The sequence below is a fragment of the Panacagrimonas perspica genome (genome assembly GCF_004364935.1).
Lineage (GTDB): Bacteria > Pseudomonadota > Gammaproteobacteria > Nevskiales > Nevskiaceae > Panacagrimonas > Panacagrimonas perspica.
The window spans coordinates 2014807-2040621 of the sequence record NZ_SOBT01000008.1 but is presented as its reverse complement, the minus strand read 5'-3'; the positions used below and the strand labels follow the sequence as shown (position 1 = coordinate 2040621).

The 25815-nt window shown below is 67.6% G+C and carries 24 protein-coding genes; 15 read left to right on the top strand and 9 right to left on the bottom strand.

Annotation, left to right across the window (positions count from 1 at the left end):
* Positions 1–51: 51 nt before the first annotated feature.
* A complete protein-coding gene (locus DFR24_RS09230) occupies positions 52–936 on the bottom strand; it encodes a LysR family transcriptional regulator (protein ID WP_133880971.1) in 885 nt (294 codons plus the stop codon).
* Between the two features lie 94 nt (positions 937–1030).
* Between DFR24_RS09230 and DFR24_RS09225 the strand changes: the two genes are divergently transcribed.
* Together DFR24_RS09225 and dapB are read left to right on the top strand one after the other, a co-directional pair.
* Positions 1031–1408: a cupin domain-containing protein gene (locus tag DFR24_RS09225; protein WP_133880970.1), complete on the top strand. Its 378-nt coding sequence runs from the start codon at positions 1031–1033 to the stop codon at positions 1406–1408.
* Positions 1409–1552: 144 nt separating this feature from the next.
* Positions 1553–2368: a 4-hydroxy-tetrahydrodipicolinate reductase gene (dapB, locus tag DFR24_RS09220; protein ID WP_133880969.1), complete on the top strand. Its 816-nt coding sequence runs from the start codon at positions 1553–1555 to the stop codon at positions 2366–2368.
* A 68-nt stretch (positions 2369–2436) separates the two neighbouring features.
* Here the strand turns inward: dapB and DFR24_RS09215 are convergent, their stop codons facing one another.
* Positions 2437–3372 carry a carboxypeptidase regulatory-like domain-containing protein gene (locus DFR24_RS09215; RefSeq protein WP_246051572.1) on the bottom strand — a complete coding sequence of 312 codons (936 nt, stop codon included), beginning with the start codon at positions 3370–3372 and terminating at the stop codon, positions 2437–2439.
* Positions 3373–3670: 298 nt separating this feature from the next.
* Here DFR24_RS09215 and DFR24_RS09210 point away from each other — a divergent pair, with 298 nt between their 5' ends.
* From DFR24_RS09210 to DFR24_RS09200, 3 genes are all read left to right on the top strand, one after another.
* Positions 3671–5611, top strand: a complete 1941-nt coding sequence (locus tag DFR24_RS09210) for a vWA domain-containing protein (protein ID WP_133880968.1) — start codon at positions 3671–3673, stop codon at positions 5609–5611.
* An 86-nt stretch (positions 5612–5697) separates the two neighbouring features.
* Positions 5698–6216, top strand: coding sequence for an RNA polymerase sigma factor (locus DFR24_RS09205; RefSeq protein WP_133880967.1), 519 nt, complete (start codon positions 5698–5700; stop codon positions 6214–6216).
* A complete protein-coding gene (locus DFR24_RS09200; protein ID WP_133880966.1) occupies positions 6206–7354 on the top strand; it encodes a hypothetical protein in 1149 nt (382 codons plus the stop codon). Before DFR24_RS09205 ends, DFR24_RS09200 begins: the two co-directional genes overlap by 11 nt.
* A 281-nt stretch (positions 7355–7635) precedes the next feature.
* Here DFR24_RS09200 and DFR24_RS09195 read toward each other — a convergent pair whose 3' ends face one another.
* Positions 7636–10758, bottom strand: a complete 3123-nt coding sequence (locus DFR24_RS09195; RefSeq protein ID WP_133880965.1) for an efflux RND transporter permease subunit — start codon at positions 10756–10758, stop codon at positions 7636–7638.
* On the opposite strand from DFR24_RS09195, the gene DFR24_RS09190 reads away from it, so the two are divergent.
* Complete coding sequence (locus DFR24_RS09190) at positions 10682–11662, top strand: 2-hydroxychromene-2-carboxylate isomerase (RefSeq protein ID WP_246051571.1); 981 nt, start codon at positions 10682–10684, stop codon at positions 11660–11662. The genes DFR24_RS09195 and DFR24_RS09190 overlap by 77 nt on opposite strands.
* Before the next feature lie 68 nt (positions 11663–11730).
* Positions 11731–12162, top strand: a complete 432-nt coding sequence (locus DFR24_RS09185) for an SRPBCC family protein (RefSeq protein WP_162851120.1) — start codon at positions 11731–11733, stop codon at positions 12160–12162.
* A gap of 251 nt (positions 12163–12413) precedes the next feature.
* Here DFR24_RS09185 and DFR24_RS09180 read toward each other — a convergent pair whose 3' ends face one another.
* From DFR24_RS09180 to flgA, 4 genes are all read right to left on the bottom strand, one after another.
* Positions 12414–13133, bottom strand: coding sequence for a flagellar brake protein (locus DFR24_RS09180; protein WP_133880962.1), 720 nt, complete (start codon positions 13131–13133; stop codon positions 12414–12416).
* Positions 13130–13612, bottom strand: a complete 483-nt coding sequence (gene flgN, locus DFR24_RS09175; RefSeq protein WP_133880961.1) for a flagellar export chaperone FlgN — start codon at positions 13610–13612, stop codon at positions 13130–13132. Before flgN ends, DFR24_RS09180 begins: the two co-directional genes overlap by 4 nt.
* Complete coding sequence (flgM, locus tag DFR24_RS09170; protein ID WP_133880960.1) at positions 13588–13905, bottom strand: flagellar biosynthesis anti-sigma factor FlgM; 318 nt, start codon at positions 13903–13905, stop codon at positions 13588–13590. Before flgM ends, flgN begins: the two co-directional genes overlap by 25 nt.
* Before the next feature lie 100 nt (positions 13906–14005).
* On the bottom strand, positions 14006–14737 hold the full coding sequence (flgA, locus tag DFR24_RS09165) for a flagellar basal body P-ring formation chaperone FlgA (protein ID WP_133880959.1): 732 nt from the start codon (positions 14735–14737) through the stop codon (positions 14006–14008).
* A gap of 125 nt (positions 14738–14862) precedes the next feature.
* Between flgA and DFR24_RS09160 the strand changes: the two genes are divergently transcribed.
* The 8 genes from DFR24_RS09160 (at position 14863) to DFR24_RS09125 (ending at position 22386) form a co-directional block, all read left to right on the top strand.
* Complete coding sequence (locus DFR24_RS09160; protein ID WP_133881543.1) at positions 14863–15783, top strand: chemotaxis protein CheV; 921 nt, start codon at positions 14863–14865, stop codon at positions 15781–15783.
* 198 nt (positions 15784–15981) lie between these two features.
* The gene (gene flgB / locus DFR24_RS09155; RefSeq protein WP_133880958.1) at positions 15982–16377 is read left to right on the top strand and encodes a flagellar basal body rod protein FlgB; all 396 of its coding nucleotides are present in this window, start codon (positions 15982–15984) and stop codon (positions 16375–16377) included.
* Positions 16378–16399: 22 nt separating this feature from the next.
* Positions 16400–16807 carry a flagellar basal body rod protein FlgC gene (gene flgC / locus DFR24_RS09150; protein ID WP_133880957.1) on the top strand — a complete coding sequence of 136 codons (408 nt, stop codon included), beginning with the start codon at positions 16400–16402 and terminating at the stop codon, positions 16805–16807.
* A gap of 31 nt (positions 16808–16838) precedes the next feature.
* Positions 16839–17510 carry a flagellar hook assembly protein FlgD gene (locus DFR24_RS09145; protein WP_133880956.1) on the top strand — a complete coding sequence of 224 codons (672 nt, stop codon included), beginning with the start codon at positions 16839–16841 and terminating at the stop codon, positions 17508–17510.
* 46 nt (positions 17511–17556) lie between these two features.
* Positions 17557–18777: a flagellar hook protein FlgE gene (gene flgE, locus DFR24_RS09140; RefSeq protein WP_133880955.1), complete on the top strand. Its 1221-nt coding sequence runs from the start codon at positions 17557–17559 to the stop codon at positions 18775–18777.
* Between the two features lie 49 nt (positions 18778–18826).
* The gene (locus DFR24_RS09135; RefSeq protein WP_133880954.1) at positions 18827–19567 is read left to right on the top strand and encodes a flagellar basal body rod protein FlgF; all 741 of its coding nucleotides are present in this window, start codon (positions 18827–18829) and stop codon (positions 19565–19567) included.
* Positions 19568–19705: 138 nt separating this feature from the next.
* The gene (locus DFR24_RS09130) at positions 19706–20620 is read left to right on the top strand and encodes an SDR family NAD(P)-dependent oxidoreductase (protein WP_133880953.1); all 915 of its coding nucleotides are present in this window, start codon (positions 19706–19708) and stop codon (positions 20618–20620) included.
* A 140-nt stretch (positions 20621–20760) separates the two neighbouring features.
* Positions 20761–22386: a flavin-containing monooxygenase gene (locus DFR24_RS09125; protein WP_133880952.1), complete on the top strand. Its 1626-nt coding sequence runs from the start codon at positions 20761–20763 to the stop codon at positions 22384–22386.
* Between the two features lie 75 nt (positions 22387–22461).
* On the opposite strand, the gene DFR24_RS09120 is transcribed toward DFR24_RS09125, so the two are convergent.
* The gene (locus DFR24_RS09120; protein WP_133880951.1) at positions 22462–23325 is read right to left on the bottom strand and encodes an NAD(P)-dependent oxidoreductase; all 864 of its coding nucleotides are present in this window, start codon (positions 23323–23325) and stop codon (positions 22462–22464) included.
* Between the two features lie 164 nt (positions 23326–23489).
* Positions 23490–25808 carry a hydantoinase B/oxoprolinase family protein gene (locus DFR24_RS09115; protein ID WP_133880950.1) on the bottom strand — a complete coding sequence of 773 codons (2319 nt, stop codon included), beginning with the start codon at positions 25806–25808 and terminating at the stop codon, positions 23490–23492.
* Positions 25809–25815: the final 7 nt, after the last annotated feature.

Genomic DNA, 25815 nt, shown 5'->3' with positions numbered 1-25815 from the left:
AAACCCGGGGCTCTTCTCGATCATCGAGACGAAGCCCGGGTTTCACCCGGGCTACGTTGGCTGCGCCAGCACCTCGATCGCCGCGCGCACGCGTGCCGGTATCAATCGCCCGCCCGGGTACACCAGGCTGATCGGTAGCGGCGGCGGCCGCAGTCCCGCCATCAGTTCGACCAGTTCGCCCCGGGCCAGCGACGCGGCCGCGACGTAGTCCGGCATCTGGCACAGGCCGAGTCCGAGTCGCGCGGCCTCCAGCAGCCCACCCGTTTCGTTGACGTGCGTGCGTGCCGGCGGCGCAACGGTGACGATCCCGCCGCGCTGCCGGAACTGCCAGGCGCGGTCCCTTCCGCTGCCCGGCATGCGGAACGCCACCGCGATGTGCGCATCCAGGTCGCGCAGGCGCCGTGGCGTGCCGCGCTCGGCGAGATAAGCCGGCGCCGCGCACAGCACCAGGCCCTGCCAGTCGATGCGCCGCGCCACCAGCGTGGAGTCCTTCAATTCGCCGATGCGCACGGCGAGATCGACGCCATCGCGCAGCAGGTCGATCTGCGCATCGTTCAGGCGCAGATCGAGCCCCAGCGCGGGATGCGTCCTCTGCAGTTGCGCGAGGCGCGGCAGGATCACCTGCTGGCCGTAGGCGACCGGGGCATCGATGCGCAGCGTGCCGACGAGGGCCTCGCGGGCGCCGGAAGCCTCGGCCTGCAGCGCCTCGATCTCGCCCAGGATGCGTTCGCAGCGACGGAACAGGCGCTCGCCGTCGGGAGTCAGGCGCACCTGTCGCGTGGTGCGATGGAACAGCGCGACGCCCAGGCCGCGCTCGAGCCGCCGCACGGCCTTGGCCAGCGCCGACGGCACCGTCCCCAGATCGCGCGCCGCGGCCGCGAAGCTGCCATGCCGGGCGGTCTGGGCGAACGCGAGGTATTGCTGCATAGAGGACATGATGGCCTCAATCTTATGACGCGACGTGATCTTCTGTCCGCATCGAAATTCACCGAAGCTGTGGATGCCATATCCACGTCGAGGGGAGATCCAGATGAATGTCACCGAACAATCCGCGCCGGTCGCCACGCCGATTCCCGGCATCGATCACGCCACCTGGGCCGGCGAAGCCCAGGGCCTGAAGGGGCTGTCGGTGTGGCGGCAGTCGATCGCCGCCGGCGCGGCGACGCCGCCGCATCGTCACGACTGCGACGAGGTGGTGTTGTGCCACGCGGGCGAGGGCGAGGTGCACAGCGAGGGTCGCGTGCTGCGCTTCGGTGCCAACACCACGCTGACCTTGCCTGCAGGGCCGGTGCACCAGATCTTCAGCGTGGGCAGCGTCGCGCTCGAGCTGACGGGTGTCTTCGCGCAGACGCCGGTGAAGGCCTGGTTGCCGGACGGAAACCTGCTCGAACTGCCCTGGCGGTCGTAGATCACCGTAGCCCGGGCGAAGCCCGGGGTTGCGTTCCGTATGCGAGGGGAACCCCGGGCGTAGCCCGGGCTACGGGCTGGCTCCCGGCCGGGGAACGCAGCCTCTAAACTCGCGGACCGCATTGCCCCTTCCGCAGGACTCGACATGAAGCACGCTGCCGCTCCCACCCGAATCGCCGTTCTCGGCGCCGCCGGCCGCATGGGCCGCGCCGTCATCCAGGCCGCCGCGAGCGCGCAGCTCGAACTCGGCGCTGCGTTCGAGCGCAACGGCGCGGCGGAAGTCGGCCGCGACGCCGGCGAACTGGCCGGACTCGACGCCGCCAAGGTCGCGATCACGGTGGACGTCGCCGCTGCTGCATCGGCGTTCGACGTGCTGATCGACTTCACGCGTCCCGAGGGCACGCTCGCCGCGCTCGACGCCTGCGTGGCGCAGGGCAAGGCGATGGTCATCGGCACGACCGGCTTCACGCCAGAACAGCTCGCGCGCATCGATGCGGCGGCCCAGCGCATCGCGATCGTGAAGGCGGGCAACTTCAGCCTCGGCGTGAACCTGTGCCTGCAGCTGCTCGAAACCGCGGCGGCCGCGCTGGGCGAGGACTTCGACGTCGAGATCGTCGAGGCGCATCACAAGCACAAGGTCGACGCGCCGAGCGGCACCGCGCTGATGATGGGCGAGGCGGTGGCCAAGGGCGCCGGCAAGGATCTTTCGAAGCACGCGGTGTACGAGCGCTACGGACACACCGGCGCGCGGCCGAAGGGCACGATCGGGTTCTCGACGATCCGCGGCGGCGACGTCGTCGGCGATCACACCGTGATGTTTCTCGGCGATGGCGAGCGCGTGGAGATCACGCACAAGGCCAGTTCGCGTCTCAACTTCGCCAACGGCGCGGTGCGTGCGGCGGCGTGGCTTGCGGGTCGCAAGCCCGGCCTCTACTCGATGCGGGACGTGCTCACCCCGTAGCCCGGGTGAAACCCGGGGCTCCTCTCGTTCATTGAAGCGGCATCCCGGGTTTCACCCGGGCTACGGGGTCAGGGCGCAGCCCACGAGAACGCGCGTTCCGTCGTGCGCCCCGCCGTCACCTGCAGCGACGCGCGCTGCTCCTTGCCCCCGTTCGTGGCGACGACCTCGTACTTGCCCGGCGGCACGTCGACGAGCAGGTAGGGGCCTTCGGTGGTCACGTCGAGCACCGTTGCGCCCGACGCATCGAGGATCTTCACCGGCACCGAGGCCAGGAACACGTTGTGGCCGTTCTGGACGCTGGCGAAGGTCAGCGCGAGCGCGTACTTCGGAAACTGCGCCTTCAGCGCTGCGGACTCGTCGGAGCCGATGCCGCCGCTGACGTAGGGAACGCCGCCCTGGTTGGCCTGCACGGGCACCGCGGAGGTCTGAACCGGCGGAGTCGTCGTGGTGACCGCCGTGGCATTGGCCGTCACCGGTTCGGTCGTCACCGTCGTGCCGTCAGGCGCGACCGTGACCACGATCGGCCCGGCTGCCGGCCGGATCGGCGCCGACGTCGTGTCCTTCGCGCGCACCGGCCAGGTCAGGCTGCGCTGCTGCGGCACGCCGGTCTTCAGGGTCACGCTGGTCTTGCGTTCCACGCCGTCGAGACTCGCGCTGACCTGGTACTTGCCGGGGGCGAGGTTCACCAGCAGGTAGGGGCCGTCAGTGACCGCATCGAGCACGACCTTGCCGCTGGCGTCTGCGATCTTCACCGGCACCGAGGCCAGGAACGCATCGCGCCCGCCGCCCCCGGTCGTCGCGAACAGCAGGGTCAGCGCATAGCGCGACGTTGTGGCCTTGATCGCCGCGGTTTCGTCCTTGCCGATACCGCCGCTCAGGTAGACGACGTCGCCCTGCGTCCGGGTCGGGGGCAGGTCCGAGTCGTCGGCCCGCGCCGTCAGCGTTGTCATCGAAAGGCCCAGCAGCATCGCGGCCAGCAGCCGCGCTTCGATCGGGATCATCATTGCAAGCTCCGTGACGGAAACATGAATCAGGTGAGGGATGCGGGGGAACGGTCGGTCGCTTTCGACCGGCCGTTGAAGCGAGCATGCCACCATCCTGCGCTCCGACGAATTGAGCCAGATCAATACGGACGCGGGTACGGCGGCTAGATCGTGATGCAGAGATGCCCCGGATTTCGTCCGGGCTACGGGGCCGGGGCCCCGTCCGCGCCAACGATCGCAGGTAAAAGTTTCCGCACGCTTAACCCCGGACCCGGAGCGCCCCCGTTTACATCGACACCAACCCCAACGGAGTGATTCGATGCGCAACCCAGCCCTTCTTCCCGGTCTCGTTCTCGGCGCCGCCGCGGCGCTCGCCGCGTGCAGCCAGACCTCGTCGCGCCAGGAGCCCGTCCCGGGCGAGTCCGGCGGCCCCGTCACCGCCACGACGCCTGAACTAGCCGCTGCGGATGCAACTCGCCGCGCATTGATCGAGCGTGACGACAGCGTGTCGCCGCGCGAAGCCGAGGCCGCGTCGCAGCCCGGGGACAAGCTCAAGGCCGAACCGCCCAAGGCCGAGCCGCGGAGCGCGCCGTCCTCCACAGACGAAGTCGTCAGCGACGGTCGTGCGTCGGCCGCCGCGCCCGTCAGCGTCGCGCCGTACGAGAAGTCGGCCAAGGAGACCAAGCGCCTGGCGGAATTCGGCGTCGCGAAGCCGGCCGTGACGGGCGCCATCGCGCAGGGCGCCGTCGCCAACCGCGTGCTGATCGCGCCCGCGCCGCCGCCGGCGCCGGGCCTGGTGCCCAAGGACGAGAACCGCGAGAACTACGCCGTCATCGATCCCAATCCGATCCAGCGCTCGATCGAGCACCCGGTGTCGACGTTCAGCGTCGACGTCGACACCAGCAGCTACGCCAACGTGCGCCGGTATCTCACGCAGGGCCAGCTGCCGCCGCAGGACGCGGTGCGCGTCGAGGAGCTGATCAACAATTTCGACTACGCCTACAAGGTGCCGCAGGAACGTGGCCAGCCGTTCTCGGTGACCACCGAGATCGCGCCGACGCCGTGGAACGCCAAGACGCACCTGCTGCACGTCGGCATCCAGGGCTGGAAGCCGGAGACCAAGCCGGTCGGCACCAACCTGGTGTTTCTCGTCGACGTGTCGGGGTCGATGGAAGATCCGGACAAGCTGCCGCTGGTGAAGTCGGCGCTCAAGATGCTGCTCGGCGAACTGACCTCGAAGGACCGCATCAGCCTGGTGGTCTACGCCGGCGCCTCGGGCGTCGTGCTCGAACCCACGCCGGGCAACGAGCGCGCGAAGATCTCGGCCGCGCTGGATCGCCTGTCCGCCGGCGGTTCCACCAACGGCGGCGAAGGCATACAGCTCGCTTACGCGATGGCTCGCAAGGGCTGGATCGAAGGCGGCGTGAACCGCGTGCTGCTCGCCACCGACGGCGACTTCAACGTCGGCGTCACGCGTTTCGAGAGCCTGCTCGACATCGTCAAGAACGAGCGCAAGAGCGGCATCGCGCTGACGACGCTCGGCTTCGGCCAGGGCAACTACAACGATCACCTGATGGAGCAGCTCGCCGACGTCGGCGACGGCAACAACGCCTACATCGACTCGGTGCAGGAAGCGCACAAGGTGCTGGTGCGCCAGCGCGACGCCACGCTGACGACGATCGCGCGCGACGTGAAGATCCAGATCGAGTTCAACCCGGCGCAGGTCGCCGAGTACCGCCTGATCGGTTACGAGAACCGCATGCTCGCCCGCGAAGACTTCAACAACGACGCGGTCGATGCCGGCGACATCGGTGCTGGTCACACCGTCACCGCGCTGTACGAGATCGCGCTGACCGGCAGCGGCGGCGAGAGCGTGCAGCCGCTGCGTTACGCGCCCTCGCACAAGATCGAGAACCGCGGTGGCGAGCTGGCGCACCTGCGCCTGCGCTACAAGCGGCCGGACGACGGCACCAACGCGACGAGCCGTCTGATCGAGCGTCCGCTGCTGAAGTCCGAGATCAAGACCGACGTCGCGCAGGCCTCCGATGCGCTGCGGCTTTCGGCCTCGGTGGCGGCCTTCGGGCAGCTGCTCTCGGGCGGCGTTCACATGAAGGGCTTCGACTACACTTCGATCGAGCGCCTGGCCCGCAACGTGGGCGATGACCCCTACGGCGATCGCGCCGGGTTCCGCCAGCTCGTGAAGCTCGCGGGCACCTTGTCCGGTCAGGCCAAGGGCGAGGGAGCGCAGATCGGGGGATAGTTCGACTGGAAGCAGGTCCTGCAACGATTGCGGCGCCGGAAGCGGTCCTCGATGAAGGCCGCCATGAAATTTCCGACGAAGCCCTCATGCAGCGCTACCAGCGCGGGGACGCGGCTGCCTTCGAGACTTTGTATCGAAGGCACCGCGACCCCGTTTTCCGTTATCTGCTGCGCGGGTGCTCGAATCGCGAGCGGGCATCCGAGCTGTTCCAGGAAGTCTGGATGTCGGTGGTCAAGTCCGCCGCGGCCTGGGAACCCCGGGCCAAGTTCACGACCTGGCTGTATCGCCTCGCGCACAACCGCCTCATCGACGAGTACCGCCTCGCCCGCCTGCCCACCGACCCGATCGATGACGAACTGCCTGTCGCCGCGCCGGAACACGAGCAGCCCGAGGCCGCGGTCTCCGGGGCGCAGCGGCTGCGGCGCGTGCTGGTCGCCGTGCAAGGCCTGCCGATCGAGCAGCGCGAGGCCTTCCTGCTCAAGGAGGAGGGCGGCATGAGCCTCGAGGAGATCGGCACCGCCACCGGCGTCGGGCGCGAGACCGTCAAGAGCCGCCTGCGTTACGCGCTGGCCAAGCTGCGCCAGGAGCTCAGCGATGTCCTCTGACCGCAAGATGCCGGACGATCGCGAGCTGGAGGATTTCCTCGCCGGCCGCCACCCGGTGGGCAAGGCCTATCGCGAGGCCTCCGGGCAAGACACCGCGCCGCCCGAACTCGATGCGCTGATCCTCGGCGCCGCGCGCGAAGCCGTGCGCACGCCGCGTGCACGCCGGCCGCGCTGGTTCCAGCCGGTCGCCGTGGCGGCGACGCTCGCGCTGTCGCTGGGCGTGCTGCTGAACATCTGGCGCGATCCCGGGACGCGCGAGCAGATGGCGCCGGCCGAGTCGTCCGATCTGGATCGCATGAAGGCGCAGGCGCTGGAAGAGGGCGTGTCGCCTGCGGTCGTCGAGGCCAAGAAGGAGGCGGGGCCGGTCGTGTCGGAGTCGCCTGCGGTGGCGGAGCTGGCCGCTCCGGCGGAGCCGGTGGAAGCCGAGGCCGAACGCCGTGCCGACGCGGTTGCCGCCCGTCGAGAAGAAAAGTCGTCGTCATCGGACGAGCCGCGCAAAGCCAAGGAGTCGGTTTCGAACAGGACGGCGAACGAGGCCTTGTCGGCCGGCGCCGCCGCCCCGAAGGCCGCGGCCCCGAGGCTGGAGCCGGCCAAGCCTGAAGCGCCGATGCCCGAGCCGGCGGCGTCGGCGAGTTCGTACGGGTTCGTGCCGGAGCCGCCCGCTGCGGCTGCGGCTGCGCCACCGCCGCCTCCCGCGCCGGTCACGGGCCCATCGCCGGGCGCCCAGCGGGCTGTGCCGTTCGGAGCCGCCGCCGATCGCGCGCTCGATGACCGCGTCGAACAGGCGCCGCGCGATGAAGCGAAGGACATGAAGCGGTCCCGCGATTCGGTCGGATCGATGGCGGGCGGGCGATCCGGTGCCGCCTCCGAGGAAGACGGCGCCGCCGCCGGCGCCCTGGCGCCGCGAGCGGCGACGTCGAGTGCGCCGGTCATGGCGCCAGCCGCGAAGTCTTCGCAGCCCGAGGCGGAAGCCGCGGACAGCTTCGCGCCCGCGCCTCCCGAGGACTGGATCCGGCGGATCCGCGAGCTGCGGGATGGCGGCGACATCGCGGCCGCGAAGAAGCTGCTCGACAGTTTCCGCTCGCGGTATCCGGACTACGTGTTGCCCAAGGATCTGCGCGAACTTCAAACCCCGTAGCCCGGGCGAAGCCCGGGGTTCCTCCATCAACACGAGGAAATCTCCGAGGCTTGTTCCTTCTCCGAGCCGGGATCCCGGGTTTCATCCGGGCTACGGGGGCTTATTTCCGCGCGCGGTATCCGGATCGTGCGTCGCCGGAAAATCTGCGCGAAGTCGAATGTTGCCGAAGCGCGTGAGGCGCCGATCTTGTGGCAGCCCGTAGCCCGGGTGAAACCCGGGGTTCCTCCATCAACGCGAGGAAATCTCCGAGCAGGAACCCCGGGCGAAGCCCGGGCTACGGCCTACTTCGCGGCGACTTCGTCCGTCGGCGCGACGAGCTGATCTTCCTGCGCAAGCTTCGCGGCATGCCGCCCCGGCGAGCCGGTCTTGCGGCACAGCGCCGAATAGAACGCCGGCACCATGAACAAGGTGAACACCGTCGAGAACGCCACGCCGAACGCGATGACGACGCCCAAAATCCGGCGCGCTTCGTAACCCGCGCCGCTGGTCATGATCAGCGGGATCGCGCCCGCGATCGTGGCGATTGACGTCATCAGGATCGGGCGCAGGCGGATGCGCGCGGCATCGATCAGCGCGTCGTCGAAGCTCAAGCCCTGGTCACGCCGCTGGTTGGCGAATTCCACGATCAGGATGCCGTTCTTCGCCGCAAGGCCCACCAGCATCACGATGCCGATCTGCGAATACACGTTGAGCGTCATGCCCAGCGGCCATAGCGCGATCAGTGCGCCGAACAGGGCCAGCGGCACCGTCGTCAGGATCACGACCGGGTGGATGAAGCTCTCGAACTGCGCGCAGAGCACGAGGTAGACGATCACCAGCGCCATCGCGAACGTGAAGTACAGCGCGGTGCTGGATTCCTTGAACTCCCGCGAATCGCCGGCGTACGCGATGCGCGCCTGCCCGCCGCTTTCCTCGCGCACGATGCGCTCGAGCGCCGCCAGCGCGATGCCCAGCGTGTAGCCGGGCGCGAGGTTCGCGGAGATCGTGATCGAGCGCAGCCGATCGACGCGGTTGTATGTGGCCGCTGCCGCGTCGTCGCGCAGTCGCACGAGGTTGGACAGCGGCACCAGCGAGCCCGACTGCGCGCGCACGTAGACCTCTCCGAGCGCGGCCGGATCGGTGCGATCCTCGGCAGGCGCCTGCAGCATCACTTCGTATTCCTCGCCGCGATCCTGGTAGCGCGTCACGCGACGCTCTCCGAAGATCGACTCGATGGCCTGCGCGATGTCGCCCACGCGCACGCCCAGGTCGCCGGCACGACCCACGTCGATGTCGAGCTGGAACTGCGGCTTGGTCTCCTTGTAGTCGGTGTCCACCTTCACCAGCTTCGGAAGCTCCTTCTCGACGCGGGCCAGCACGCGGTCGCGCCACCCGGCCAGCTCCTCGTAGCTCGGTCCGCCCATGACGATCTGCACCGGCTGCCCGCCGCGGCTGCCGAAGGCGCCGCGCTGCGTGACCACCACGCGTGCCCCGGTGACGTCGGCCAGCGAGCGCGTGATGTCGTTGGAGATCTCGGTGGAATTGCGCTCGCGTTCCTTCCAGCCGGAGAGCGTGACGCCCACCGAACCCGTGTTGACCTGGGTGGCGCCGCCGAAGCCGGGCAGGCGGAACAGCACGCGCGAGATCTCGCCCTGGTTGAGTTGATCGAGCAGCGGCTTTTCGACCTGCTCCATCACGCCGGCCGTGTAGGCGAAGCTCGCGCCCTCGGGCGCCGTGACGTTCACCTGCAGGATGCCGCGGTCTTCCTGCGGTGCGAATTCCTTCGGGATCAGCAGGAACAGCGCGACGATCGCGCCGAGCAGGCCGGCGAGCGCGACCGCCGACAGCAGCGGCTTGGCGACGAAGTGATGCAGCAGGCGCAGGTAGGCCTCGGTGAAGCGGTCGAACATCGCGTCGAAACGCGTGAAGAACGCGCCGCGGTCCTGATGCGCACGCAGCAGCCAGACCGACAGCACCGGCGACAAGGTCAGCGCGATCACGCCCGAACAGCCCACCGAGGCCGCGAGCGCGAGCGCGAACTCACTGAACAGGCGCCCGACGTTGCCTTCGAGCAGGGCCAGCGGCGTGAACACCGCCATCAGCACCGCCGTGGTCGCGATGATCGCCATGCCGACTTCGCGCGCGCCGCGGTAGGCGGCCAGCAGCGGCGGCTCGCCGAGTTCGAGGCGGCGATGGATGTTCTCCACCATGACGATGGCGTCGTCGACGACCAGGCCGATCGCCAGCACCAGCGCCAGCAAGGTCAGGATGTTGATCGAGAAGCCGAAGGCCGACAGGAAGATGAAGGACGCCACCAGCGAGATCGGCACCGTCAGCGCCGGGATCAGCGTGGCGCGCGCACTGCCCAGGAACAGGTAGATCACCGCGATGACGAACAGCGCCGCGTAGGCCAGCGTCACTTCCACTTCGTGCAGCGCCGCCTCGATGAACTCCGAGGTGTCGAAATTCAGATCCAGCGTCATGCCTTCTGGCAGATCGGCGCGGATCTGTTCGGCCATCGCGCGCGCGCCGCGCGCCACTTCCAGCGTGTTGGCGCTCGAGGTCTTGATGATGCCGATGCCCAGCGTCTCGACGCCGTTCGCACGAAACGCGGTGCGCGGGTTCTCCGCGCCCAGCTCCACGCGTGCGACATCGCGCACGCGGACCGGGAAGCCGTTGGCCCCGGTTGCGACCACCATCGCGCCGAAGGCTTCGGGCGTCGTGTACTGGCGCTCGGTGCGCAGCGTGTACTCGCGCTCGCTGGATTCGATCAGTCCGGCGGGACGCTCCACGTTCTGCCCGGCGATGGCGCTCTCGACGTCCGCCGCCGTCAGGCTGCGCGCGGCCAGGCGCGCGCGGTCCAGCCAGATGCGCATGGCGTAGCGCTGGTCGCCGCCGAAGGACACGCGCGAGACGCCGTCGAGCACCGCGAAGCGATCCACCAGATAGCGCTCGGCATAGTCGGTGAGCTGCAGCCGGTTGAGATGGGGCGACGACAGCACGAAGAACATGATTGCCGAGGCATCCGCGTCGGCCTTGGTGACTTCCGGCGGGTCGGCCTGGTCGGGCAGGTCGCCGAGCACGCGCGACACGCGATCGCGCACGTCGTTGGCGGCGTCGTCGATGTTCCGCGAGAGCTGGAACTCGACGGTGATGTTGGACCGCGCATCGCGCGACGACGAGGTCAGCCGCTTGATGCCCTCGATGCCGGCGATCTGGTCCTCGATGATCTGCGTGATCTGGGTCTCGATCACCGCTGCGGAGGCGCCGGCGTAGCTGGTGCTGACCGACACGATCGGCGGATCGATGTCCGGGTACTCGCGCACCGAGATGCTCAGCAGCGAGACGATGCCGAAGACCACCAGCAGCAGGTTGAGCACGGTGGCGAGCACCGGCCGTTTCACCGAAAGATCAGACAGCCACACGCAGCGACGCTCCTTCTTGGGTTACTGGCGGGACCGCAATGGGCGCCAATCGATCGAAGGATTATGCGCGGACGATGTCAGGACAGCGGCAGGCGGGGGAGAGTTCGGTGACGGCGCGCGCCCAGCTCCGGTTCCTGGACGCCCCTTGCGTCCTGCAGGACGGCTGGGGTCGCCCCTGCTTAGACTTCGATCCGATGCGTTGGGTGACGAGGGCTCGATGACGGTCGACTTCTGGTTCGAATTTGCCAGCACCCACTCCTATCCGGCCGCGATGCGGGTCGAGGACGTGGCCGCGCGCCATGGGGTGAGCGCGCGTTGGCGGCCGTTCCTGCTGGGCCCGATCTTCAAGGAGCTCGGCTGGAACGATTCGCCGTTCAACCTGCAGCCCGCCAAGGGCCGCTACATGTGGCGTGATCTCGAGCGTCTGTGCGCCTCGCTGCAGATTCCCTTCACCCGTCCCACGACCTTCCCGCGCAACGGCCTTTTGGCCGCGCGCATCGCCTGCCATTTTTCGGCCGAACCCTGGCTGCCCGCATTCGTGCGCGCCGTGTACCGCGCGAACTTCGCGGAGGATCGGGACATCGCGTTGCGCGGCACGCTGGAACGCTGTCTGGAGACTGCGAACCAGGACCCGGCGCCGATTCTCCCGCGCATCGATGATCCGGCCGCCAAGGACGCGCTGCGTGCCCAGACCGAGGAGGCGATCGGTCTGGGCGTGTTCGGCGCGCCGTTCTTCGTCGTCGACGGCCGCGAGCTGTTCTGGGGGAACGATCGTCTCGAGGACGCCATCGCGTGGGGTGTCGCGGCCGCGAGGCCGGCGGCTCGAACCTCCGGCGGCTCGTCGCAGCCGCGCACGTCGAGGGTCCTCCCTCGCGAGCATGGGATTCCCCCTCGAGGGTGTTGACACTTCTGGCGGTACATGAGGCCATGGCATCGAAGAATCTGCTTCGATTGCCTCTGGAGTATCCGCCCATGTCGCCTGCCACCGATGACGCTCACACGTTCCAGAATTTCCACAAGGTGATGATCCCGCCGGAGCGCCTGTTCGCGGCCTGGGTGGATCCCGGCCTGATGAAGACCTGGCTGCTGAAGACCGGCACCAACGAGATCAGCCGTGTCGAGACCGAACCGCGCGTCGGCGGAACCTTCCGGATTCTGGAGATCACCGAAGACGGCGAGCGGATCGAGCACGTCGGCGAATATCTGGAGGTCAATCGGCCCAAGCGCCTGATGTTCAGACTGGAAGCGCCACGGCGTTTCGGCGGCACCAGCGTCGTGAGCGTCGATATCGCCGCGGGTGGTGAAGGCAGCTGGATGGGCTTCGTGCAGACGGGCGTCGAGAAGAAGTCCAGCGAGGCCGCGTGGCGCGACATGTTCCGTCGGATGGAGGACGCGCTGGCTTAGGGGCGATCTGCGCCGGTCCTGTCGGGCTGGCGCCCCTCCTACAAATATCTTGGCCCCGACCGGACGCACTTCGGCCCGGAAACAAGAAAGGCCATCGCAAAGGACGCAGAGAAAAGCCAAAGAAAGGCGCAAAGGATCAATCGAAAATCCTTTGCGCCTTTCTTTTTCCTTTGCGTCCTTTGCGTTAGCCGTTGACTTGGCCTCCCTCAAGGAAGACGCCGCACGGTCGAAAACCCGTGCCGTGTCTCCTTCTACGACTGCCGCCGCCGCAGGATCTCCCGTTGCAGACGGGCCACGGCCTGGTCCAGCGAAGGCGCGTCGGTTTTCTCGGCCAAGTCGAACTCCATGCCGATGCGGGAGGCGCCCGCGAGCCGCTGGATGTGACGCACGGTGGCCGAGCACGACAGGTCGAACTCGCCGAGCTTGAACTGGAGTTGCAGCGTGTCGCCGCGCGCAACCGACAGCGGCGACTCCACTCGCGTGCTGCAACCGCGCGTCGAGAGATCCAGCATGCGCGCCGGCGCCCGCTGCAGGCCGCTGCCCAGCGCAGCCGGCAGTCTCAGCGTTTCGGGAACGCGGACGCGATACGCGTTGCGACGCTGCTGATCGAGCACCAGGCGCGGATCGGTGGCGCGATAGGCCGGGCCGCCGTCCAGTTCCACGATCTCGATCAGCGTGCATTCGAAACGAAGGCGCCGTCCCTCGACCTGGGTGTCGAAGTAGAGGTCGGTGCCGGGGGCAAGATCATCCGGATCGCGCAGCGCGTCGATCAGGAACGACGCGGTCACGGGTTCGAGCGCGACGATCACGCTCAGGCCCAGCGAACATTCGCCGACGCGGCCGAGCCAGAGATGCGCACGCAGCATCTGCAGCGCCGCGAGCAGGTTCCAGCACTCGCGAGGATCGGTGACGACGTCGGACCCCGTGCCGGGCGCGCGGTCGTGGGCAGCCGGGGCCAGCGGCAGGTTCACGCGGACGCCAGGCGCTGCCGCATGTTGCCGGTGCCGGCGTAGCCGTCGCGGCCGTAGAGGCCGGTGGCATCGTTGCGATTCATCAGGCGCAGCGCGGTATCGACGCGCGCGCGGTGGTTGTCCAGCAGTGCGCGGGATTCGCGATTGGCGTCCTGCAGCCGTGCGGCGCGCTCGCGCAGTGCGGCATGCGCGTCCGCAAGGCCAGCCGCGGCAAAGGCTTCCTCGGGCGTGCGGCCATCGCAGGCCTGTTCGAGTTCGCGCGTCCGGGTCTGCAGTCGCTGGACCAGCGCGTCCTTGTCGTCCGCCAGACGCAGCACGGCTTCCCAGTCGCGCGCGACCAGGCGTTCGCGTTCCGCGAGGAGCAGCGTGCCGAGTTCCTCGGCCAGCGGGGTGAGGGCGTCGAGGGCGGCGCGCAGGCGCGTCGCGGACGGGGGCGCGGAGCGTTCCGCGGGCGTTACGGAGTGCGGGAGAGCGACCATTCGAGTTGCATCAGGCGTCCGGCAATCGCGGAGGGATCGGCGTTGTAGAGACCCTGCGCGAGGATGCGACGCATCTCCGCAACCTTGGTCTCGTCGACGCCGGAGTCGTTCTGCACGCGCTGTTCGAATTCCTGCATCGCGCGCGCTTCGCCGGTCAGAGCCATCGAATCGGCCGACTTGGCGTGGGAGGTCGAGGACGAGGCCGGCGTGCCGGAACTGTCCGGACGTGCCACCGGCCGCACCGGTGCCGGCGCGGCCGCCGGCCCGACGGAAGTATCGATCTTGGTGCTCATGGTCGGACCTGCTGCTTTCTGAAAAGGGGTTCAGCCGGGCTAACGGCCTGCCCCCGGCGAACTTGAATCAGCCCGACGAACGGTCGGTGAGCGGTCCGGCTCATAGCGGAACCACCACGCTGCCGTCGGCGCGGACCTCGCCCTCGACGATGCGCTGCGAGCCCATGTTCTGCACGCGGATGCGATCGCCGGCGCCGGCGTCGGCCAAGGCCTTGCCCTGCGCCCGGACTTCGAATCCCCCGCTGATGCCGACCAGCGTGACCGACTGGCCGCGCCGCACGAGATGCGAGGCGGCGAACGAGGCGGGCGACAGGACGCTGCCGGCGGCCACCGGACGCGACAACGTGCGTCCCAGGACCTGGTCCAGCGAACCGACCCAGGACAGGCCCAGGCCGGCGCGCGGACGCATCTGCACCTGGACGTCGGCCGCGGACACGGCATCGCCGCGCGCCAGGCCGCGCGTGGCGACGAGGACCGGAACCTGCACGCTGACGCCGACCGGCACGAAGAGTTTCCAGCCCGCGGTGTCGCAACGCACTTCGACGCTCAGCGCCGAAGCGCTGGTCGAAGCCGTGCGGGTACTCAGCGGACCGGCGCAGGCGGCGAGGCGGAGGCGCTCGTCGATGCGTCCGCCGTCGAGCTTTGCGTCGGCCGGCGACGCGGCGCGGGCGTGATCGAGCGCGGCCAGACGGATCGACGGGATGCTCTGATACGAAGCTTGCGCGTGCGCGGAAGGACTGGAGAACAACCAGAACAGGATCAGCAGCACCGACAGCGGCCGCATCAGGCCAAGGAACGGCTGGCAAGCCCTTCGGATATGCAGGTAGATCATGGGGTCCGACTGGCAAGCTTCGTTCCAGCCGCGCGCCGACGGCAGTCCGCCGCAAACCGGACGTGCGGGCTGGTCCGGGACTTGCCGTGGCTGTGGCTGATTCCACGACCGTTCCAGGGCTCCACATGGGCGCCGGCCTTCTCGACAGCATCGATCGCAGTACCCAGCTCGCCGGGCACAACCGCCTGGCCCTGCTGTTATTCCGACTCGACGAGCGCCAGATATTTGGCATCAACGTGTTCAAGGTGCGCGAAGTGATCCCCTGCCCGAAGCTGAGCTGGCAGCCGGACATGCACGTGCAGGTCGCCGGCATCGCCGAGATCCGCGGCAAGGTCGTGCCGGTGATCGACCTGCATCGCGCCGTCGGCGGCGAGGCCAGCGGCAAGACCGCGCGGCACGTGATCGTCACCGAGTTCAATCGCACCGTTCAGGGCTTCCTGGTGCGCGCGGTCGATCGCATCGTGCACGTGGACGTCTCCTCGGTGGAGCCGCCGCCGTCCGGCCCCCAGGGTCATCTCACCGCCACGACGCGCGTGGGCAACGAGCTGGTCGCCATCATCGACGTCGAGAAGGTGCTGGCCGACGTCGTCGGCAATCCGCCGGGCCTGAGCGACACGTTGAGGGCGCGGTTCGAAGGCCTGGGTATCGGTGGCAAGCGTGCGCTGGTCGCCGACGATTCCAAGGTGGCGCGTACGCAGATCGAGCGCGTGCTCGGCGAGCTGGGCGTGCCTTGCACGACCGTCGCCAACGGCCGCGAAGCCTTGCGCTATCTGCAGGGCATGGCCGATCGCGGCGTGAAGCCGGAGGACGAGTTGCTGATGCTGATCTCCGACGTCGAGATGCCCGACATGGACGGCTATCGGCTGACGACGGAGATCCGCCGCGATGCGCGGCTGGCCAATCTCTACGTGATGCTGCACAGCTCGCTGTCCGGCGCGTTCAACCACAACATGTCGGAGAAGGTCGGCGCGAATCGCTTCGTGCCGAAGTTCAGCGCGGATGATCTGGCAGAAGGCGTGCTGGAGCGGTTGCAGGCAAGCAGCTGAAAGCCGCAACCCGTAGCCCGGACGAAGTCCGGGGCTTTTTCGCGTTCAACGGAACTGGCATCCCGGACTTCGTCCGGGCTACACAAGCGACGCGGGCGGACTAAAGAAATCGAAGCCGCTGCCGTTACCCGATCAGACGCCCTGCATCCGCTGGCACAGGCCTTGTAGCACCCGGGTACACCTCACCCGGAGCCCGCAATGGCCGGCACCGTCGATCCGCTCTTCGGCATTCACGCACACGCACTGCAGATCCAGCAGCGCCGCATGACCTTGCTCGCGGGCAACATCGCGAACGCGGACACGCCGGGCTTCCAGGCGCGCGATCTCGATTTCAAGACGGCGCTCGAACAGGCCCTGGGCAACGGATCGTCCACGTTGAACACCGACCGGCCCGGTCATCTCGACGGTGCGGGCACGCAAGCCGACCCGGCGCTGATGTACCGCGTGCCGCTGCAGCCCAGCGTCGACGGCAACACGGTGGACGTGCAGACCGAGCAGGCCGCATTCATGGATTCGGCGCTGCGTTACCAGGCGTCCCTGAGTTTCCTCGACGGCAAGCTCAAGAGCCTGCTGACCGCGATCACCGGCGAATGAACGCACACGGAGCCTTTGAACGATGAGCACGCTGCGTATCTTCGACATCGCCGGATCGGCGATGGCCGCCCAGTCCGCACGGCTCAACACCGTGGCCTCGAACCTTGCCAACGCCGACAGCGTGTCCGGCGATGCGCAGTCGATATATCGCGCGCGCATGCCGATGTTCCAGGCACAGCTCGACGCGGCGAATCCCGAATCCGCCGGCGTGCGTGTGCTCGGCGTCGTCGAGAGCACGGCCGAGGCGCAGAAGCGCTACGAGCCGGGACATCCGCTCGCCGACGCCGAGGGCTATGTCTATGCGCCGAACGTCAACGTCGTGGAGGAGATGGTCAACATGATCTCCGCCTCGCGTTCCTACCAGTCCAGCGTCGAAGTGATGAACACCGCCAAGGAACTGGCGATGCGCACGCTCACGCTCGGCAAGTAAGCGGCACCGAAAACAGCATGAGGATCCCACGATGAGCGTCGGCGGCGTCAACACGGACAACCCGTATTCCAATCTCGGCCTGGCGCTGAACAGCTCGGCCGACAACAAGCGGACGGAGCTGGGGCAGGACGCCTTCCTCAAGCTGATGACCGCGCAGATGCAGCACCAGGATCCGATGAAACCCATGGAGTCGGGCGATTTCCTCGGCCAGATCGCGCAGTTCTCGACCGTCTCCGGCATCCAGGGCATGCAGGCCTCGCTGGCCGGCCTCAGCACGGCGCTGACGTCCAACCAGACCCTGCAGGCCGCGAGCCTCGTCGGTCACGGCGTCATGGTCGAAGGCAAGGAGGCGTACCTGTTCGCCGAAGGCGGCGTCGCCGGCAGTGCCAAGCTGGAAGCCAGCGGCGCGTTGTCGGTGGAGATCACCGATGCCTCGGGCCAGGTCGTGCGCCACATGGACCTGGGCACCAAGCCCGTCGGCGATGCCAGCTTCACGTGGGACGGTCTCGACGACGCCGGCAATCGCGTCGAGCAGGGCAGCTACGGCGTGACCGCCAAGGTCATGAACGAATCCGGCACCAAGGCCGTGACGACGCAGCTGATGGGCATGGTCAGCAGCGTGTCGCTCGGCAGCGCGGGCCTGAGTCTCAATCTTTACGGCATGGATCCGGTCGCGCTGTCCGCGGTCCGCGAAATTCTCTGAGCGGCGCGTCGGCAACGCGCGCCCCGTTCCAACAGGAGTCACGACAATGTCCTTTCGCATCGCACTCTCCGGCTTGAATGCCGCCCAGGCCGATCTGGCAACCACGGCCAACAACATCGCCAACGCCAACACCAACGGCTTCAAGCAGTCGCGCGCGCAGTTCGCGGACTTCTTTCCGGTGACGGCATACGGCTTGTCCGAGAACGCCATCGGGTCTGGCGCGCGATTGGATCGCGTCGCCCAGCAGTTCTCGCAGGGCACCGTCAATTTCACGAACAACGCGCTTGATCTGGCGATCTCGGGCGATGGCTTCTTCACGATGTCGGACAACGGCTCGATGGTGTACTCGCGCTCCGGCGCGTTCGGCACCGATCGCGGCGGCTATGTCGTCAACGCCTCGGGCCAGCGCCTGCAGGTGTTTCCGCCGATCGCGGGCACGGACAATTTCGACACCGCGCAGCTCAGCGATCTGCGCATGTCGACGGCCGACAATCCGCCGGCGCCGACGACCAGCATCGAGGCCAACTACACGCTGCCGGCCAACGCCAGCGTGCCGGCCACCGCGACGTTCGACGCCACCGATCCGACCAGCTTCAATCACACGACCGCGGTCACGATCTACGACTCGCTCGGCGCCTCGCACCAGGCCAGCCTGTTCTTCGCCAAGACCGCCAACCCCAACGAGTGGAACCTGCACATGCGGGTGGACGGCGTCGACGTCGGCACGCCGCAGACGCTGACGTACTCGAACACCGGCACCTTGACCTCACCGGCCGGCGGCGAGATTACGCTGCCGTCCGTGCCCACCACCAACGGCTCGGCGCCGCTGGCGATGACGCTGGATCTGTCGGCGTCCGCCCAGTACGGCGAACGCTTCAACGTCAGCCGTCTGGGCCAGGACGGTTACACCACCGGGCGCCTGAGCGGCATCGAGGTCGGTGATGGCGGCGTCGTGCAGGCCCGCTACACCAACGGCCAGTCCGCGCCGCTGGGCCAGCTCGCACTCGCCACGTTCCCGAACCAGCAGGGCCTGCAGCAGCTCGGCGACACGACCTGGGGCGAGACGTTCAACGCCGGCAGCGCGATCCGCGGCATCGCCGGATCGGGCAGCTTCGGGCTCGTGCAGTCCGGCGCACTCGAAGCCTCGAACGTGGACCTGACCGAACAGCTCGTCAACATGATCACCGCGCAGCGCAACTTCCAGGCGAACGCGCAGATGATCTCGACCAGCGACCAGGTCACGCAGACGATCATCAACATCCGTTAATTACTTTCAAACGGGGCCTGTCGGCCCCGTCCTTTGATGGGAAAAGCACATGGACCGCGCGCTTTACGTTGCGATGACCGGAGCTGCCCAGACGCTCAAGGCGCAGGCGGTCAACAGCCACAATCTTGCGAACGCGAGCACGGTCGGTTTCAAGGCCGAACTCGCGGCGCAGCAGGCCGTCGCGGTCGACGGTCCGCTGATGCCTACGCGCGTCAACACGCAGCTGCAGGGCCAGGGCTTCGACGGCAGCCTGGGTAGCATCATGCAGACCGGAAACCCGCTGGACGTGGCGCTCGCGCCCGATCGCTGGCTCGCCGTGCAGGCGCCGGACGGATCCGAGGCCTATACGCGCGCCGGCGATCTGCAGGTCGGTGCGGACGGATTGCTGCGCAACGGCGGTGGCCACATGGTGATGGGCGATGGCGGGCCGCTGTCGGTGCCGCCGAACTCGCAGATCGCCATCGGCAACGACGGCACCGTGACGGTCGTGCCACTGGGGCAGGGCCCCGAAGCGCCGGTGACGGTGGGTCGCCTCAAGGTCGTCGATGCGACGGCCGACCAGCTCGAACGCGGCTCGGACGGTCTGATGCGCGCGCGCGCCGGACAGACACCCGAGGATGCGTCCGGCGCGGTGATGACCAGCGGCGCCGTGGAGAGCTCCAACGTGAACCTGGCCGAGTCGATGGTCACGATGATCGCGCTGGCGCGGCAGTTCGAGATGCAGGTCAAGCTGATGCGCACCGCCGAGCAGAACGACCAGGCGAGCGCGTCGCTGATGCGGATGGGCTAGGCCCTGCCGTAGCCCGGACGAAGTCCGGGTCATTCGTCCGTAGATGGCAAGGACCCCAGACTTCGTCCGGGCTGCGCCTGCTCCTGCAATGGCATCATTCCGCTCTGGGAATGTCCCGAATCAGGAAGGAAGCAGGAAATGACGCTGAAGTTCGATGGCAAGGTCGCAATCGTCACCGGTGCCGGCAATGGTCTGGGGCGCTCGCATGCGCTGGCGCTGGCCAAGCGCGGCGCGAAGGTCGTGATCAATGATCTGGGCGGCGCACGCGACGGCACCAGCAGTTCGGCCACGGCGGCACAGAAGGTCGTTGACGAGATCGTCGCGGCCGGGGGCGAGGCGATGGCGAACGCCGCGTCGGTGACCGACGTCGCGGCCGTCGAGAAGATGGTGGCGGACGTCATGGCCAAGTGGGGACGCATCGACATCCTGGTCAACAACGCCGGCATCCTGCGCGACAAGACCTTCGCGAAGATGGACCTCGCGGATTTCCGCACCGTCGTCGACGTGCACCTGATGGGAGCCGTGAACTGCACCAAGGCGGTGTGGGAGATCATGCGCACGCAGAAGTACGGGCGCATCGTGTTCACGACTTCGTCGACCGGCCTCTACGGCAACTTCGGCCAGTCCAACTACGGCGCCGCGAAGATGGCGCTGGTCGGCCTGATGCAGACGCTGGCGCTGGAAGGCGCGAAGAACGACATCCGCGTGAACTGCCTGGCGCCCAGCGCGGCCACGCGCATGACCGAGGACGTGCTGCCCGAAGCTGCGCTGGATCTGCTGAAGCCCGAAGCGGTGACGTCGGGTGTCGTCTGGCTCGCCTCGGAACACGCGCCGACGCGCACCGTGCTGTGCGCCGGCGGCGGATCGTTCGAAGTGGCTCACGTGACGCTGACGAAGGGCCTGCACCTGGGCCTGGGCGACGACGTGCCGGAGCAGCTTGCGGCGCAGGCCGCGGCACTGGCCGATCGTGCCGAGGAGCGCGTGCCGTCGACCGGCTTCATCCAGGTCGAGCACGAACTGCAGAAGGCCGGCGTGACGCTGAAGATCACCTGAGCCGACGCGACTGTGGTGGCCGCACGCCTGCTGGCGAGGGCAGGCGCTGCGGCATGATGCGGTGATCGACGAGCGACGCGGACCCTTGGGCACAGAACCCGGGGCCGCATCGCCGGAGCGGCAGGCAGGAGGAGAGCGACATGGCGGTTTCAGCAGCGGATTCGTCCGGGCGTCCCGCGCCCGCGTTCGACGTCGTCGTGATCGGCGCCGGATTCTGCGGGCTCTACATGATCCATCGCGCGCGACAGCGCGGCTGGCGCGTGCGCGCCTTCGAGACCGGCTCGGGTGTCGGTGGCACCTGGTACTGGAACCGGTATCCCGGTTGCCGCGTCGACATCGAGGGCTTCGAATATTCCTACTCGTTCTCCAAGGAGCTCGAGCAGGAATGGGAGTGGAGCGAACGCTACCCGCCACAGCCCGAGCTCGAGCGCTACTGCAACCACGTGGCCGACCGCTTCGGCCTGCGCGAGGACATCCAGTTCGGCACGCGCGTCACGGCGGCCCATTACGACGAGTCGACGCGGCACTGGACGGTCGTCACGGATCGCGGCGAGACGGTGACGGCGCGCGTGGTCGTCGCCGCCACCGGGACCTACTCGGATCCCTACCGGCCCGACTTCGAAGGCGCCGACGAATTCCAGGGCCTGAAGCTCCAGAGTTCGCGCTGGCCGCGCGAGCCGGTGAACTTCGAGGGCAAGCGCGTCGGCATCATCGGCACCGGCGCCTCGGGCGTGCAGCTCACGCCCATTCTCGCCCGGCAGGCCAGGCAGCTCACGGTGTTCCAGCGCACGGCGTCGTACACGGTGCCGCTGCAGAACCACAAGGCGGATGCGGAAGACACGCGTGCCCGCAAGGCAACGTACGAAGTCTTGCGCGACGCCCAATGGGCATCCGGTGCGGGATTCACGACGGTGCACTCGAAGCCGGTTCCGCCGCCGACGCTCAAGGTGTCCGATGTCAGCGACGAGGAGCGCACGCGCGTCTACGAAGAGCGCTGGGCCTCGGGCGGGCTGTGCTTCTACCACGCGTTCGTCGATCTGCTGGTCGACGAGAAAGCCAACCGCACGCTCGAAGCCTTCATGAACGACAAGATCCGGTCGCGCGTGAAGAACCCGGAGGTCGCGCGCAAGCTCACGCCGACGCAGAACCCGGTACTGACCAAGCGGCTGGCCGGCGACACCGGCTACTGCGAGGCCTTCGACCGCGACAACGTCGAGCTCGTGGACCTGCGTGCCGAACCGATCCGGAAATTCACGCGCACGGGCTTGGTCGTCGGCGACCGCGAGGTGCCGCTGGACGTGATCATCTTCGCCACCGGATTCGACCTGGGTACCGGCGCGATGTCGCGTATCGACATCCGCGGGCGCGACGGGCGCAGCCTCAAGGACTACTGGTCTCAGGGCATCAAAACCTACCTGGGGATGATGGCGAACGGATTTCCGAACCTGTTCTGGCTGTTCGGCCCAGGCAGTCCGTTCTACAACCCGGTGCTGCTGGCCGAGTACCAGGTCGAGCAGATCGAGAGGTTCCTGGATGGATGCGGATCGGGCGACGTCGTCGAGGCCACGCCCGCGGCCGAGAAGGAGTGGTCGGATCTGACCAACGCCATCGCGAACATGACGCTGTTCACGAAGGGCAAGAACTACTACATGGGCGACAACATTCCGGGCAAGCCGCGCGCTGCGACCTTGTTCCTCGGCGGGTTCCCGCTCTACAAGCAGACTTGCGAGAAGGCGGTCACGACGCGCGACGGCCTGGTCGCGTAGGGTGCGCTCCGCGCACGCGCTTTTCCCCTTTCTCGCCCGCGTTCATCTCGTCGGCGATCGTGCGCGGAGCGCGCGCTACGGGCGCATCGTCTCGACCAGCGCCACGATCTCGTCGGGCCCGTGGCCCTTGGCCAGCGCCGACTTGAAGTAGCCCATGATCTGTTCCGGAAACGGATCGAGCTTCGCGTCCTTCGCGGCCTGCACGATCAGCGCCAGCGCCGCGGCATGGATGTCGTTCGTGGCCTCGGAGCCGGTGTAGTTGCGGGCCGGCACCATCGTCGCGGCGAGTTCCGCGGTCTGCGCGACGATCGGTGCGAAGCCGCCGAGCGCCTTGGCGTAGATCTCCAGCGGGAAGCCTTCGGACTGGCACATCGCGACTCCGTGGAGCATCGCGGCGGTCGCGCCGTAGTAGAAATCCAGCAGCGCCAGGTCGAGCGTCGCGGCGGCGCCGGCTTTCTCGCCGAGGAACATCGCGTTGCCGAGCGCCTTGAGCTGCGGCTCGTAACGGTCGAACACGGTCTTGGCGCCGGAAAACAGGATCGTCGCGTTGGGCGTGCCGACACCGCTGGGGTAGCACATCAGCGCGCCGTCGAGATACTGCGCTCCCGCATCCGTTGCGTGCTGCATCGCTGCGCGAGCGACGGCGGGCGTGCTCGTCGTGAAGTCGAGAACGGCCTTCCCGCGCAGCAATGGTGCCGATGCGGGCGAGAAGAGCAGGGCATGGCTCGCCGCCGTGTCGAGCACGGACACGGCGATCAGGTCACTGGCCTTGAGCGCCTCGGCCAGCGAGCGCGCCACCGTTGCGCCTTCGCCCCGCAGCGCTTCGGCCTTGGCAGCATCACGGTTCCAGACGGTCACCTGAGCACCGCAGCGCAGGAAGCCGCGCGCCAGAGCCGAGCCCATGCGGCCCAGGCCGATCATCGAAATGCGGACGTCCATCGAGGTCTCCAGCAGGAAAAGTAGATCCGAGCCGGCATGGTGCCCGCGAAGACAGCGGGAAGCGTCCTAGGACAAACCCGAACGGGGCCCCGCAGAAACGTTCAGCCCAACAAAAAAAGGCCCCTCTGCCTTTCGGGAGAGGGGCCGATTGCTTCAGCTTCTTCCTACTTCTTCTTCGACTTGCTCTTGGCTTTGGCAACCGCCTTCACGCTGGCCTTGCCCTTCGCGCGGCAGGCTTCGAGCTGCGCCTTCACCGTGTCCAGCTGGCTCTCCAAGGACTTGATCTTCTCGTCCTTGGGATTTGGCATGAACATGCTCTGCATCTCTGAAGCCTTCATCTTGATGCGCTTGCCCTGGCTGGTGCCGTAGATGACCGTCGGGTCATCCCAGCTGCCGTAGTAGGGCAGGTACGCGGGCGGCTCCTTGGTGACGAAGTCCTTCACGAACTTGTCGAAGGGCTTGCCGCGCTTGAGGCGCGACTTGCGCTCGTTGTCGCGCAGCTTCTTCGTGGCAGCTTCGTCGACGAGCAGCGTCGCCTGGTCGTAGACCACCTTGAAGATGTCCAGCGCGGTCTCGTGCGAGATCAGGCTCTCCTCGATGTCCTTCATCACGTGTGCCGGATCACGCAGCAGCACGTCGCCGTATCCGGCGCCGGTGCCCTGGCACATCATGTAGACCTCGCCGTTCTGGCACAGCTCGAACGTCATCGCCATCGGGTGCGTGGAGTACTTGCCGCCCTCGACCGTCTGGTTGTTCATCAGGTCCAGGATGTCGAACTTGATGTTGCCCGGGTCCTTCTCGAGCTGATCGAAGATGTTGACGTTCTGGATCTTGCAGAGCGGGTACACCGGCGGGCCGTAGCCGCCGAACAGCGGCTGCGAGGGCGTGAACAGCGACCCGGTGCAGCCCGTCATGAACCCCCACATGTCCGTGCCGCGCGTCGAGGCGATCATCTCGTAGCCCAGGCCGCCGCGGTACTTGCCGAAGCCGACGCGATCCCTGGCCAGGGTGAACGCACCCAGGCGCACGATCGGCAGTTCCTCTTCGATGACTTCCATCTCGCCGATGTCGCAGTTGGCGGCGAAGGGCGGGGACACCGAGTGCTCGCCGTCGCGGTGGTTGCGACCGCCCTGGCCGTTGCCGTTGATGTCCGCGCAGAAGTTGCCGACGTTCTCGCCGTTCTGCGTGAGGCCACCGTAGATGAACGTGCCCGGCTGGTCGTACTGCGGCGCCACGACCGCGGTGTAGCGGTGCGGCAGCGAGTAGCTGAGCTTGGTCATCGGGATGACCGGGATCGTCATCGCCTTGAACAGCGGGATGAGGCTCATCGGCTGCGGCGTCTCGAACGAGCCGTTGAGCACCGACTTCTCATCGAACAGCATCTTGATCGGACCGAACACCGCCATCGTCTGCGGCAGGTCGGGCCAGACGTTCTGCAGGTAGCTGGTCAGCAGCATCGTCTTGAGCGAGGCCGCGTTGCAGTTGATGGCGCGGTTGATGAACTCCGGCGATGAGCCGCGGAAGTCCAGCGTCATCCGGTCGCCCTTGACCGTGACCGCCATGCTGAACTTCAGCAGGGCGTTTTCGCGCAGCGTCGAATCGGGGAAGGTCAGGACGCGGGTGGTGCCGTCCGGCAGTTCCTCGATACGGCGGCGCACTTCTTCCTGGACGTCCTCGATGTGCTGGCGCAGGGAGATGGTCAGCGCTTCCTCGCCGAATTCCTCGAGCACCGCCAGCACGCGCTCGCGCATGCGCAGGCAGGTGTGCAGCTTGACCTTCATGTCCTCGAGCTGCAGCTTGGGATCGCGCACCATGTTCTGCAGGAACGTGACGAGATCGCGACGGAGCTGGAAGTTCTCGATGACCTTGAACGGCGACATCTTGAGGCCTTCGTCGTAGCGGCTCTCGGCCGACGGCGGCATGCCGCCCGGCTCGGTCGCTCCGTTCTCGCCCTCGTGGATGGTGCAGGAGACCCAGCACACCATCTTGCCCTTCCAGAACACCGGCATGATGCAGGACTGGTCGGTGCCGTGGATGCCGCCGTAGCGCGGATCGTTGTGGATGAAGCCGTCGCCGTCGTGAACGCCGACGGTGGGCTCGTCCGTCCAGTACTTGATGATGTACTTGATCGGGTAATGGACGCAGGCTGCGAAGCCGACGACGCCGTGCGGCGCGATCATCGAAAGATCGCCGCTGGCGGTGAAGATCGAGGCGACGATGTCACCCCACTTCGCGCCGGGCGCCGCGCCCATCTGCTCGATCATCGTGTTGCCTTCGTCGAGCGCTGCCAGGATGCGACCGCGCACCATGTTGACGAGGTGCGGATCGCTGGGGCCGCTGAGCAGGCGCTCTTCCTCCTCGCTGCGAGGACCGATGTCATGGTCGTTCATGATCTCCGGGTCGGCGATCAGGAACAGCTGGTTGTCCTTCAGGAATTTGTTGAGGAGCAGCTTGTCCTCGGGAGTGACGCTCATATCGTTCATGTCTTCG

Bases quoted from the DNA above. Each gene is read 5' to 3' on its own strand.
- DFR24_RS09230 (WP_133880971.1), bottom strand. From the start codon at position 936: ATGTCCTCTATGCAGCAATACCTCGCGTTCGCCCAGACCGCCCGGCAT.
- DFR24_RS09225 (WP_133880970.1), top strand. From the start codon at position 1,031: ATGAATGTCACCGAACAATCCGCGCCGGTCGCCACGCCGATTCCCGGC.
- dapB (WP_133880969.1), top strand. From the start codon at position 1,553: ATGAAGCACGCTGCCGCTCCCACCCGAATCGCCGTTCTCGGCGCCGCC.
- DFR24_RS09215 (WP_246051572.1), bottom strand. From the start codon at position 3,372: ATGATGATCCCGATCGAAGCGCGGCTGCTGGCCGCGATGCTGCTGGGC.
- DFR24_RS09210 (WP_133880968.1), top strand. From the start codon at position 3,671: ATGCGCAACCCAGCCCTTCTTCCCGGTCTCGTTCTCGGCGCCGCCGCG.
- DFR24_RS09205 (WP_133880967.1), top strand. From the start codon at position 5,698: ATGCAGCGCTACCAGCGCGGGGACGCGGCTGCCTTCGAGACTTTGTAT.
- DFR24_RS09200 (WP_133880966.1), top strand. From the start codon at position 6,206: ATGTCCTCTGACCGCAAGATGCCGGACGATCGCGAGCTGGAGGATTTC.
- DFR24_RS09190 (WP_246051571.1), top strand. From the start codon at position 10,682: ATGCCGAAGACCACCAGCAGCAGGTTGAGCACGGTGGCGAGCACCGGC.
- DFR24_RS09185 (WP_162851120.1), top strand. From the start codon at position 11,731: ATGTCGCCTGCCACCGATGACGCTCACACGTTCCAGAATTTCCACAAG.
- flgN (WP_133880961.1), bottom strand. From the start codon at position 13,612: ATGGTCGCTCTCCCGCACTCCGTAACGCCCGCGGAACGCTCCGCGCCC.
- flgM (WP_133880960.1), bottom strand. From the start codon at position 13,905: ATGAGCACCAAGATCGATACTTCCGTCGGGCCGGCGGCCGCGCCGGCA.
- flgA (WP_133880959.1), bottom strand. From the start codon at position 14,737: ATGATCTACCTGCATATCCGAAGGGCTTGCCAGCCGTTCCTTGGCCTG.
- DFR24_RS09160 (WP_133881543.1), top strand. From the start codon at position 14,863: ATGGGCGCCGGCCTTCTCGACAGCATCGATCGCAGTACCCAGCTCGCC.
- flgB (WP_133880958.1), top strand. From the start codon at position 15,982: ATGGCCGGCACCGTCGATCCGCTCTTCGGCATTCACGCACACGCACTG.
- flgC (WP_133880957.1), top strand. From the start codon at position 16,400: ATGAGCACGCTGCGTATCTTCGACATCGCCGGATCGGCGATGGCCGCC.
- DFR24_RS09145 (WP_133880956.1), top strand. From the start codon at position 16,839: ATGAGCGTCGGCGGCGTCAACACGGACAACCCGTATTCCAATCTCGGC.
- flgE (WP_133880955.1), top strand. From the start codon at position 17,557: ATGTCCTTTCGCATCGCACTCTCCGGCTTGAATGCCGCCCAGGCCGAT.
- DFR24_RS09135 (WP_133880954.1), top strand. From the start codon at position 18,827: ATGGACCGCGCGCTTTACGTTGCGATGACCGGAGCTGCCCAGACGCTC.
- DFR24_RS09130 (WP_133880953.1), top strand. From the start codon at position 19,706: ATGACGCTGAAGTTCGATGGCAAGGTCGCAATCGTCACCGGTGCCGGC.
- DFR24_RS09125 (WP_133880952.1), top strand. From the start codon at position 20,761: ATGGCGGTTTCAGCAGCGGATTCGTCCGGGCGTCCCGCGCCCGCGTTC.
- DFR24_RS09120 (WP_133880951.1), bottom strand. From the start codon at position 23,325: ATGGACGTCCGCATTTCGATGATCGGCCTGGGCCGCATGGGCTCGGCT.
- DFR24_RS09115 (WP_133880950.1), bottom strand. From the start codon at position 25,808: ATGAACGATATGAGCGTCACTCCCGAGGACAAGCTGCTCCTCAACAAA.